The sequence below is a fragment of the endosymbiont of Riftia pachyptila (vent Ph05) genome, from assembly GCF_000224455.1.
Classification (GTDB): domain Bacteria; phylum Pseudomonadota; class Gammaproteobacteria; order Chromatiales; family Chromatiaceae; genus Endoriftia; species Endoriftia persephonae.
Map to the genome: position 1 here is coordinate 1 of NZ_AFOC01000105.1, position 10523 is coordinate 10523.

Consider the following 10523-nt stretch of genomic DNA (forward strand, 5'->3'; position numbering starts at 1 on the left):
TTTTGTATTGGGTCTTGATCACCACGGCGTAGGCGTGTTTCAGGTCGCTGATGGCCTGGGCGTGGGGATCCTGGTACTTCTTGTGGAAGCCCTTCTTGCGCAGACGCTCTATGCCCTTGTCGGTGGCACTGGAGACCGTCTCGTTCGGCCCCGCCACCAATTCGATGGCCAACGAGTTACCCAGCTCTTTCGCTACCACGCAGGCGGCGCCGGCATAGAGCGGCCCTCCTGTGAGCAGGGAGAGGGAGAGGATCAAACCTGGCATCACTACTCTCATGCGCTTGCTCCGCTTGCTTTGTCTCTGTGATAGCCGGCGGCTGGATGGCGGGATTTCTTTAGTCGCGCAGGCAAAATCACCCCTCCCGCTTTGCCTCCAACTCCTCCCAGCGGGCGTAGGCCGTCTCCAACTCCGCTTCGGTGGACTGCATCTGCTGCTGTACCACCGCGACCTCATCGCTGCCCTGCTGATAGAAGGTGGGATCGGCCATGCGGGTCTGGATCTGTTCCAGGCTGGCCTCCAGCACCTCAATGCGGGCAGGCAGTTCGTCCAGTTCACGCTGGTCTTTGTAGCTCAGTTTAACGGACGCTTTTTTCGCGGCACGGGCTGCGGGCTTAGCCAGTTTTGCGGGAGCTGGTGCTGATTTCTGCAGCGCCTGTTTGTGCATCCGCTCCCAGTCACTGTAACCGCCCACATAGTCACCAACCCGGCCATCGCCCTCGAACACCAGGCAGCTGGTGACCGCGTGGTCGAGAAAGTCCCGGTCGTGACTGACCAGCAGCAGGGTGCCCTGGTAGTCGAGCAGCAGCTCCTCGAGCAGCTCCAGGGTCTCGACATCGAGGTCGTTGGTAGGCTCGTCAAGCACCAGCACATTGGCCGGCGTGAGGAAGATCTTCGCCAGCAGCAGGCGGTTGCGCTCGCCGCCGGAGAGCGCCTTGATCGGGCCGCGGGCACGCTCCGGGCTGAACAGGAAGTCCTGCAGGTAGGAGATGATGTGTTTCGGCTTGCCATTGACCGTGACCTGGTCACGGCCACCGCCGACATTATCCTGCACCGTCTGGTTCTCGTCGAGGGCATCACGCAGCTGATCGAAGTAGGCGACCTCCAGATTGGTACCCAGCTCAACGCGGCCCTGGTCGGGCTGCAGCCTGCCGAGCAGCAAATTGAGCAGGGTGCTCTTGCCGGCGCCGTTGGGGCCAACGATGCCGATGCGATCGCCACGCAGGATGGTGCAGGAGAAGTCGCGGATCACCGGTGTGCTGTCCCAGGCGTAGCTGACCCCCTGCGCCTCCACCACCAGCTTGCCGGAGCGCTCCGCCTGCTGCAGCTGCATGCGTACCTTGCCTCCCTGCTCGCGGCGCTGGCCGCGCTCCTCACGCATCGCCTTCAAGGCACGCACGCGCCCCTCGTTGCGGGTGCGCCGGGCCTTGATGCCCTGGCGGATCCAGACCTCTTCCTGGGCCAGCTTCTTGTCGAAGCGGGCGTTCTCCAGCGCCTCGGCGTTGAGCTGCTCCTGCTTGCGGCGCAGGAAGTTGTCGTAGTCGCCGGGCCAGTCGCCGAGGCGGCCCCGGTCAAGTTCCAGGATGCGGGTCGCCAGATGGCGCAGGAAGGCGCGGTCATGGGTGATGAAGAGCAGCGCGCCACGGTAGCCGAGCAGGAACTCCTCCAGCCAGGCGATCGATTCGATATCGAGGTGGTTGGTGGGCTCGTCGAGCAGCAGCAGATCGGGCTCGTTGACCAGTGCCTGGGCCAGCAGCACGCGCCGCTTGAGGCCACCGGAGAGCGCCGTGAACTCGACATCCGGGTCCAGCGAGAGGCGCGAGATCACCGTCTCGACACGCTGCTCCAGCTGCCAGCCATCCGCCGCCTCCAGCTCGTGCTGGACCTGGGCGAGCCGCTCCAGCAGCGATTCGTCAGCGCTCTCGGCGAGCTGATGGCTGAGCTGGTGGTAGCGTTTGAGTGTCCCGGCCAGATCACCGGCGCCATCGGCCACCACCTCGAACACACTGCCCTGAGTGCCCGCGGGTACCTCCTGGATCAGCCGTGCGATGCGCACCCCGGCATTAACCACCCGCTCACCGTCGTCCGCCTGCAGCTCACCGAGGATTAGCTTCATCAGGGTCGACTTGCCGGCACCGTTGCGCCCGAGCAGACAGATGCGCTCGCCCTTGTCGATGCTCAGGTCGATGCCGTCGAGCAGCGGCGGGCCGCCGAAACTCACCTGTATGCCGCGTAGATTGATCAATGCCATCTGTTGCTCGATTTTCCGTTGGACGAATGGGGTCGATGTGTGATTATGCCGTGGGGAGGGTACACAGAGATACCGCAAAAGAACACTCTTCTACCCCATCCACTGACGCAATCAGGAAGCCAAAAAAATGAAGACCAAGATCCTGCTGAAAGAGGCCGAGATGCCAACCCATTGGTACAACGTGGTGGCAGACATGCCTAATCCACCGACGCCGCCACTCGGGCCTGACGGCCAGCCGGTGGGACCCGACGCACTGGCCGCGATCTTTCCCAACGCGATCATCGAACAGGAGATGAGCGCCGAGCGCTGGATCCCGATCCCCGAGGAGGTGCGCGAGGCGCTCAGGCTATGGCGCCCCTCGCCGCTCTATCGCGCTAACAGACTTGAGCAGGCGCTCGGCACCCCGGCAAAGATCTACTTCAAAAACGAGGCGGTGAGCCCGGCCGGCTCGCACAAACCCAACACCGCCGTCGCCCAGGCCTACTATAACAAGATGGAGGGCATCAAACGCCTCACTACCGAGACCGGCGCCGGCCAGTGGGGCTGCTCGCTGGCGCTGGCGGGGCAGCTGTTCGATCTCGAGGTGGAGGTTTACATGGTGAAGGTGAGCTATGGCCAGAAACCCTATCGCCGCTCGATGATGCAGACCTGGGGCGCCAAAGTCTTCGCCAGCCCCACCGACCGCACCAACGCCGGCCGGCAGATCCTCACCGCCCACCCCGACTCCGACGGCTCCCTGGGCATCGCCATCTCCGAAGCGGTGGAGCTGGCCGCCGGCCGTGATGACACCAACTACGCCCTCGGCTCGGTGCTCAATCATGTGCTGCTGCACCAGACCATCATCGGTGAGGAAGCGAAAAAGCAGCTGGAGCTGGTCGGCGACTACCCGGATATGATCTTCGCCCCCTGCGGCGGTGGCTCCAACTTCGGCGGCATCGCCTTCCCCTTCTTCGCCGACAAGGCCGCCGGCAAGGCGGTGCAGCTGGTGGCGGTAGAGCCCACCTCCTGCCCAACCCTCACCAAGGGGGTCTACGCCTATGACTTCGGCGACGCCATCGGCCTCACCCCGCTGCTGAAGATGTACACCTTGGGCCACGATTTCATGCCCCCCGGCATCCACGCCGGCGGGCTGCGCTACCACGGCGACTCGGCGCTGGTCAGCCAGCTGCACAATGAGGGGCTGGTCGATGCCTGGGCGGTGCCGCAGCTGGAGACCTTCGAGGCGGGAGTGCTGTTCGCCAAGACCCAAGGCATAGTCCCCGCACCGGAGTCGTGCCACGCCATCGCTGCCGTCATCCGCGAGGCGAAACGCTGCACCGAGAGTGGCGAAACGAAGACCCTGCTGTTCAACCTCTCCGGCCACGGCCACTTCGATATGAGTTCCTACGACCGCTACTTTGCTGGCGAGCTGGAGGATTTCGACTATCCAGAGGCGGCGATCAAAGAGTCCCTCGCCCATCTGCCCAAGGTTGGCTGAAACCTGTGCCCCCGTCATTACCGCGACGGGGGCACCTGCGGATGATTTCTGCTATGGTCAGAAGTTCCAAAACAACCAAGCGAAACCGCCCAGATGGTCAAAAACGTCACCTTCAAAGATGCCTGGGATGGGCAGGCCGATTGTCGCGTCTGTGCACTGCGTGAGTCGGTGCTGTTTGCCGGTCTTAACGAGGGGGATTTCGAGCATATTCACCAACCGATCGACCAGTACACTTTGCCGGTAGGTGCGGTGCTCTATCGCAGCGGTGACTCCGGACAGCGCATGTACACCATCCGCTCCGGGGTGCTGAAACTGGTGCAGTATCTGCCAGACGGCAGCCAGCGCATTGTGCGTCTGATTCGCTCCACCGATGTCACCGGTCTGGAGTGCCTGCTGGGCAAGCCCTATCAGCACGATGCCATCGTGCTGCAGGAGACCGAGGTCTGCAGCCTACCGATCAAGGTGGTCGACAATCTCAGCCAAGAGAACCCGACACTCCACCGCGAGCTGCTGAATCGCTGGCAGCGGGCCCTCAACGAGGCCGACGCCTGGCTTACCGAGCTCTCCACCGGCTCCGCTAAGCAACGGGTAGCGCGGCTGCTGTTGCGGCTGGTCAGCGACATGGAGAGCAGCGAGTGCGAACTGTTCGCTCGCGAGGATATGGGAGCGATGCTCGGCATTACCACCGAAACCGCCAGCCGCACCATTGCCGAGTTCAAGCGCCGGAGTCTACTGGTGGAAAGCCGCAGCAATCACTTCCTGCTGGATGTTCCCAATCTGCAGCGCATTGCCGAAGATTGAGTATTTTCAATGCGCAACTGTGTGCCCCCTCCTAAGATTCCCGCATAGTTCAACCTATGTACGCCGGCCTTCATGACGCTTGGCGTGTAATCGCCCGGGCACTCCCCTGCCCAAACCTTCGGGAGAACACACCTTGAGACAGGAGTTGATCGAAGAGACATTCCCAATCTTTCTGTTGGAGATCGAACGGGAGGAATGTCTTTTTCAATCGGTAGAGGCGATTGCTGACTACCTGCGCGAGCACATTGAGGCGCACCCGTCAGCCCGCTATATCGCCACCTTTGATCACTTCGCCCATACCCGCGAGTTGCCGGAGGGACAGGTAGCTGACAGCATCCACTCCGCGATCAATCTGGTGTTCTGTTTCGGCCTGACCCTGCAGGAACCAGAGACACTCGCCATCCGCCCACGCTCCATCGGCATCTGCGATAGTGGGGATCGGTTTATCATCACCTTCATGGAACCCCCTATGCCGGTGGTCAACGCCGCCATGGAACACTGGGCACACTCCCTGATCAAACGGCCTAAACCGGCCTGCGCAATGAGAGCATCATGAAAATCGCTGTCACCAGCCAGAACTTCCGTACCATCACCGGCCACGCCGGCAAGACGCGCCGCTTTCTGATCTTTGGTCAGGATGAGAACGGAGAAGTGGAGGAACTGCAACGCCTCGATCTGCCGAAGGCGATGTCGATGCATGAATTCCGGGGTGACGAGCACCCGATCTTTGCAGTCGATGTATTGATCACCGGCGGCTGTGGGGAGGGTTTCATCAGAAGGCTCGGCTCCTACGGGGTGCGGGTCATCCCCACCAGCGAGAGCGATCCGCAGACTGCCGTGCGTTGTGTGCTTACCGGCACACCATTGCCAGCACCGCAACCGCACGACCACGGACATGACCATCAGCGCCCTGAGGTCAGCCTGAAGAAGGAGTAACTGCAGCGCTAGAGCGCCATCTCCAGATCATCGATAACGACGTCGATCCCCGCCTTGGCACAGGCTTCGTCGGTAAGCCCAGAGGGTGCGCCACTCACCCCCACACCACCCAACAGTTGCCCACCCACCTCGATCGGCAGACCACCAGCAGACATTACCAGACCATCGATGCGGCCGATCGGGGTATCGGCACGATCCTGCAGCGCCGAGGTGGCAGCATTGAAGTTGGCCGCGGTAAACGCCTTCATGCGGCTGATCGGCAGAGTGATCTGCGCCGCTATGGTGTCGCGCAGGGTAACCTGCACGATGCCGTTTCGATCCACCACCGTAACCCCGATCTGAATGCCTCTGCTACGGCACTCATGCAACGCCCCCTGGGCGATCTGCTGGGCCACCTCCAGGGTCATCCGTTTCAGCGCAACCGTGGGGGAGACTTCCTCTTCGGCGGTGAGTGGCGGGGCAACCAGCACCCCCAACCCAAGCACCAGAGCAGGTTTGATCATCTGCATCCTTCTCCTCCATCATTTTGGCTGTAGTGTCAACACCTACCTTAGCCAAAGACCCCGCCTGTTGAAATGGCGGTAAACACCAACTCAAAAGAGATTAAGAGGGAGCATCCGCAGGTTAAGGACACCTGACCATCCAGCAGCTGTTCTATCCTGCCGGATAGCGCTGCTCCACATACTCATTCAGGATTTGCTTGAACTGTCCGGCAATATCTTCACCTTTCAGAGTGCTGTGCTTTTCACCATCCACATAGACCGGTGCCGAAGGGTTCTCGCCGGTGCCCGGCAGGCTGATGCCGATATTGGCGTGTTTGCTCTCGCCCGGACCGTTGACCACACAACCCATCACCGCCACGCTCATCTTCTCCACCCCGGGGTGGCTCTGCCGCCAGAGCGGCATCTGTTGGCGCAGATAGGACTGGATCTCCCCAGCCAGCTGCTGGAACAGGGTACTAGTGGTGCGACCACAGCCTGGGCAGGCCACTACCATCGGCGTGAAGGCGCGCAGCCCCATCGACTGTAGCAGTTCCTGGGCCACCACCACCTCCTGGGTACGAGCGCCCCCCGGCTCCGGCGTGAGGGAGATGCGAATGGTGTCACCGATCCCCTCCTGCAGCAGCACCGCAAGCGCGGCACTGGAGGCCACGATGCCCTTGGAGCCCATGCCCGCCTCGGTCAGCCCCAGATGCAGCGCATAGTCGCAGCGCTGCGCCAACCGCCGGTAGACCGCGATCAGATCCTGCACCCCGCTCATCTTGCAGGAAAGTACGATCTTATCCGCCGCCATGCCCAGTTCTTGGGCCCGACGGGCACTCTCCAGGGCCGAGGTAACCATGATCTCATGGATCATCTCCTCGGCATCCAGCGGCTCGCTGGCGCGGGCATTTTCGTCCATCATCTTCGCCACCAGGGTCTGATCAAGGCTGCCCCAGTTGACGCCGATGCGCACCGGTTTGTGGTAGCGGCAGGCGGTCTCGATCATGCTGGCAAAGCGGCTGTCCTTGCTGTCGCCACTGCCCACATTACCGGGGTTGATACGGTACTTGGCCAACGCCTCGGCGCAGGCCGGATGATCTGCCAGCAGGCGGTGGCCGTTGAAGTGGAAGTCGCCGATCAACGGCACATCCAGCCCCTGCCGAGCCAGCCCTTCACGGATTAGTGGGATAGCGGCAGCCGCCGCCTCGTTGTTCACCGTCAGCCGCACCAGCTCCGAGCCGGCCTGGGCCAATTGCACCACCTGCTCCACTGTTGCCGCCACGTCCGCCGTGTCGGTGTTGGTCATCGACTGCACCACCACAGGCGCCGCGCCGCCCATCCTGATTCCACCCACCATGACAGACTGGGTGGGATGTCTAGGCAATTGCCTACCGCTCATCCGCGCTCCATTATCACTTGGGGCGGAAAAACCGCCCCTTTAATCTGCAAAGGGGCCATTATGGACGAACCTCCCACAAATAAAAAAGCCCGACCAGAAGGTCGGGCTCTATTGCAGGGCGTCGCCCCTATTATTTCAGCTTGCCAATACCGAGCATCTTGAGGATGTACTTCTCGTAGATCGGCTCCGAGGTGCCCTTTTTCATCTTGCGGATGAAGTACTTCTCGAAGGCGATCTTCGCCATGTGTACCCACTTGCCCTTCTTGAACCAGGCGACGTTGCGCGGCGGGATCTGCGGCAACGCGACGAAGGCGGCGCCGGTGTCACCCATGTCAGCCAAGCAGATGGCATTCCAGGTCGCGAGCGTGGTGCCCTCCTTGCCTGCCAGGTCGTCGGCAATGTTGTGCACGATGGCGGTCACCATCGACTCGATCATGTAACCGGTCTTGGGCGCCCCGGTTGGCACCGCAGTGGCCTCCACCGGCGGGATGGCGATGCAGACACCGGCAGCGTAGATATTCTTGTAGGTCGGGTTGCACTGGTGGTCGTCGACGAAGACAAAACCACGCGGGTTGCACAGCCCCTCCACATTGGCCACCGCATCCACGCCCTTGAAGGCGGGCAGCATCATGGAGTATTTGAACTCCAACTCATGCTCTTTGATTTTATGGCCGGAGTCGTCGTACTGCTCGACAAACATCTTGCCGGCCTCCACCTTGATCACCTTGGCATTGGTGATCCAGTTGATGTGGTGGGCACGGAAATCACTCTCGAGAAACCCCTTGGAGTCGCCCACGCCACCCAGGCCGAGGTGACCGATATAGGGCTCGGAAGTGACGTAGGTCATCGGAACTTTGTCGCGCATCTTACGCTTGCGCAGATCCGAATCCATGATGAAGGAGAACTCGTAGGCGGGACCAAAGCAGCTGGCGAAGGGCATCGCGCCGATGATCACTGGCCCCGGTTCGTCGAGCAGGTCCTTGTAGGCGTCAAACGCCTTCTCCGCGTGATTCACGGTGCAAATCGACTGGGTGTGGCCTTCCGGACCAGAGCCCTCTACCTCTTCAAACGCGAGACGCGGGCCGGTGGCGATCACCAGGTAGTCATACTCGATGGTCTCGCCGTCATCCAATTCCAGCTTGTTGCCTTCGGCGTCGATCTTGTCGACCCGCTTGGCAATGAAGTTGATCCCCTTGCGCTCCAGGTGGGGGCGAATATCGAAGGTGATGTGGGAACGATCTCGCCAGCCGACTGCCAACCAGGGATTAGAGGGTACGAACTGGAAGTACTCCCGTTCGTTGATCATCGTCACCTCATGTTCCCGGCCCAATTCAGCACGCAACTCATAAGCGCACGGCATACCACCGGTCCCGGCACCCAACACTACAACATGTGCCATAGAAAACTCCTCTGACCTCTTTGGTCTTGTATTCGTCATGGCCCGCCGTCAAGCGGCGGCTACTACCTGGAAAGCCCCCTATATTTTTGTGGGGCCACTATTAAATCAAAACAGCCGAAACAATACACTCAACCAACTGAAAATCAAAGGATTTTCAATAATTTAGAATGAATTAATATAACAAATAAGGCTAGCCTTCGAGATCAAACCAACCAGCCACCTCAGACTGCCGTGCAACCACAGCACGCTCGAGTAGAGTCTCTGCACTGCGCGCCACGGCGGCAGTCACCTGCTCGGGCGTGTTATTTTTTTCACTCAGATGGGCCAACAACAGATGGCGAATGCGCCCGCAATCGAGTTTTCTCAGCAGCGCCGCCGACTGCTCATTGTTGAGATGGCCCAGATTGCCCCCGACCCGCGCCTGCAACGAGGCGGGATAGGGACCGTTGGCCAGCATCTCGGTATCGTGATTGAACTCCAGCACCAGCGCATCGCAGGCCGCGATACGCTCCTCGATATGTGGCGTGATACAGCCGGCATCGGTCACCACCCCAAGGCGGAGCCCCCCTTTCTGGAACACGAACTGGCAAGGCTCCCGGGCATCGTGCGGTATCGGGAAGGGTTCGATGCTGAGATCGCCGATGCAAAAGCGGCTGCAGTGGCTGTCAATGGCATGCACCTCCGGCAGTTCACCACAACGTGCCTGCGCCAGGCTGCGGGTGCCTTCCGTCATCCAGACTGGGATCTCATGGCGGCGGGCGAGCGGTCCAACCCCACGCAGATGGTCACCATGCTCATGGGTAACGATGATGGCATCGATACTCCCGGCCTCCACCCCCAGACGCTGCAGACGGCGTTCAACCTCCGTTGCGGGGAAACCGCAGTCCAGCAGAACCCGCACGCCACCGCTATCGACCAACAGGGCGTTGCCGCGACTGCCGCTGCCGAGGGAGGCGAAGCGCAACGCGCTATTCCCGTATCACGATCTAGCGAATCTGCTCGTGTAGCAGAGTCAGGATGCGTTGCGAAGTGGTGGAAGATTCGGGCTGACCCGCCTCATTCTCCACACTGACCAGAGTCACCTCAGCCTGCTGATCCAGTCTGACCCGGTACTGATTATTGGTGTCGATCTGCTCGTCGTCTGTCCAGAAGGCAAGCTTGGAGAAGAAGCCCTTCTCCTGGCCAGCAGCCTTGTCCGGGTCATTGTAGCGCACAAAATAGACCCCTTCCGAGCGGTTGCGATCCTCTACCGCAAAACCGACCCGGTCGAGTGCCATCCCCACCAAACGCCAGGCGCGAGCAAAACCCTCGTTGATGCGCAGCGCAGCATAGCCATCGCGCTTCACCATCTGGGAACGCATCTTGCGCTGCTGCGGCTGCGCCAGCATCCGCTCAGTGGCCTGCTGCTCGGCGCCCATGAAGATCATCATCCGGCGCAACATCTCCACCTCGATGCCCGGCTCGCTGGGACGCGGCGTCCAAAAGGTGGTATCAGAGTCACCGCCGGGGTTCTCTTTCAGATGCTCCTCCATGCCCCGATGGGTCAGATAGAGCTCTGTGGTACCCGCCTGCTCGCCCGGCTCGAGGCGCACCCGGAACTGATCGCGAGTGGCCGACGAGTAGACACTGTCGAACGCCTTGCGAAACAGCTCGGTAAGAAATCCCTGTTTGATATCGGCACGACTCTCCAGCCAGTCGGTCTGCATAATGCCGACGGTGGGATCCTGCTCCACCAGCAGCAGGCCGGCCTGGCGCCAGAACTCCACCGCCAGCGGCCAGA

General features: G+C 61.2%; 11 protein-coding genes. 4 read left to right on the forward strand and 7 right to left on the reverse strand.

Features of this window, described 5'->3' with window-relative positions:
* On the reverse strand, positions 1-265 hold a 265-nt coding region (locus RIFP1SYM_RS13885; protein ID WP_039960558.1), incomplete at its 3' end, for a hypothetical protein.
* 88 nt (positions 266-353) lie between these two features.
* Positions 354-2249 (reverse strand): ATP-binding cassette ATPase Uup, encoded by a 1896-nt coding sequence (gene uup, locus RIFP1SYM_RS13890; RefSeq protein WP_006475316.1) that lies wholly within the window; start codon positions 2247-2249, stop codon positions 354-356.
* A gap of 127 nt (positions 2250-2376) precedes the next feature.
* Between uup and RIFP1SYM_RS13895 the strand changes: the two genes are divergently transcribed.
* The 4 genes from RIFP1SYM_RS13895 (at position 2377) to RIFP1SYM_RS13910 (ending at position 5463) form a co-directional block, all read left to right on the forward strand.
* A complete protein-coding gene (locus RIFP1SYM_RS13895) occupies positions 2377-3726 on the forward strand; it encodes a TrpB-like pyridoxal phosphate-dependent enzyme (protein WP_005965869.1) in 1350 nt (449 codons plus the stop codon).
* Between the two features lie 93 nt (positions 3727-3819).
* Positions 3820-4527: a Crp/Fnr family transcriptional regulator gene (locus RIFP1SYM_RS13900; RefSeq protein WP_005965871.1), complete on the forward strand. Its 708-nt coding sequence runs from the start codon at positions 3820-3822 to the stop codon at positions 4525-4527.
* Between the two features lie 133 nt (positions 4528-4660).
* A complete protein-coding gene (locus RIFP1SYM_RS13905) occupies positions 4661-5083 on the forward strand; it encodes a DUF6858 family protein (RefSeq protein WP_006475317.1) in 423 nt (140 codons plus the stop codon).
* Positions 5080-5463, forward strand: a complete 384-nt coding sequence (locus RIFP1SYM_RS13910) for a NifB/NifX family molybdenum-iron cluster-binding protein (RefSeq protein WP_005965874.1) — start codon at positions 5080-5082, stop codon at positions 5461-5463. Before RIFP1SYM_RS13905 ends, RIFP1SYM_RS13910 begins: the two co-directional genes overlap by 4 nt.
* An 8-nt stretch (positions 5464-5471) precedes the next feature.
* Here the strand turns inward: RIFP1SYM_RS13910 and RIFP1SYM_RS13915 are convergent, their stop codons facing one another.
* The 5 genes from RIFP1SYM_RS13915 to bamC all read right to left on the reverse strand — a co-directional run.
* The gene (locus tag RIFP1SYM_RS13915; protein ID WP_006475318.1) at positions 5472-5966 is read right to left on the reverse strand and encodes a GlcG/HbpS family heme-binding protein; all 495 of its coding nucleotides are present in this window, start codon (positions 5964-5966) and stop codon (positions 5472-5474) included.
* 151 nt (positions 5967-6117) lie between these two features.
* Entirely contained in the window at positions 6118-7344 is a 1227-nt protein-coding gene (gene ispG, locus RIFP1SYM_RS13920) for a flavodoxin-dependent (E)-4-hydroxy-3-methylbut-2-enyl-diphosphate synthase (protein WP_005965876.1), read from the reverse strand.
* A gap of 130 nt (positions 7345-7474) precedes the next feature.
* Entirely contained in the window at positions 7475-8743 is a 1269-nt protein-coding gene (locus RIFP1SYM_RS13925) for an NAD(P)/FAD-dependent oxidoreductase (protein WP_039960560.1), read from the reverse strand.
* Between the two features lie 190 nt (positions 8744-8933).
* A complete protein-coding gene (locus RIFP1SYM_RS13930; protein WP_005965878.1) occupies positions 8934-9707 on the reverse strand; it encodes an MBL fold metallo-hydrolase in 774 nt (257 codons plus the stop codon).
* A 22-nt stretch (positions 9708-9729) separates the two neighbouring features.
* Positions 9730-10523: outer membrane protein assembly factor BamC (bamC, locus tag RIFP1SYM_RS13935; protein ID WP_039960561.1), on the reverse strand; the 794-nt coding region annotated here is incomplete at its 5' end.

Coding starts and splice junctions, on each gene's coding strand:
- RIFP1SYM_RS13895 (WP_005965869.1), top strand. CDS start 2,377: ATGAAGACCAAGATCCTGCTGAAAGAGGCCGAGATGCCAACCCATTGG.
- uup (WP_006475316.1), bottom strand. CDS start 2,249: ATGGCATTGATCAATCTACGCGGCATACAGGTGAGTTTCGGCGGCCCG.
- RIFP1SYM_RS13910 (WP_005965874.1), top strand. CDS start 5,080: ATGAAAATCGCTGTCACCAGCCAGAACTTCCGTACCATCACCGGCCAC.
- RIFP1SYM_RS13900 (WP_005965871.1), top strand. CDS start 3,820: ATGGTCAAAAACGTCACCTTCAAAGATGCCTGGGATGGGCAGGCCGAT.
- RIFP1SYM_RS13925 (WP_039960560.1), bottom strand. CDS start 8,743: ATGGCACATGTTGTAGTGTTGGGTGCCGGGACCGGTGGTATGCCGTGC.
- RIFP1SYM_RS13915 (WP_006475318.1), bottom strand. CDS start 5,966: ATGATCAAACCTGCTCTGGTGCTTGGGTTGGGGGTGCTGGTTGCCCCG.
- ispG (WP_005965876.1), bottom strand. CDS start 7,344: ATGAGCGGTAGGCAATTGCCTAGACATCCCACCCAGTCTGTCATGGTG.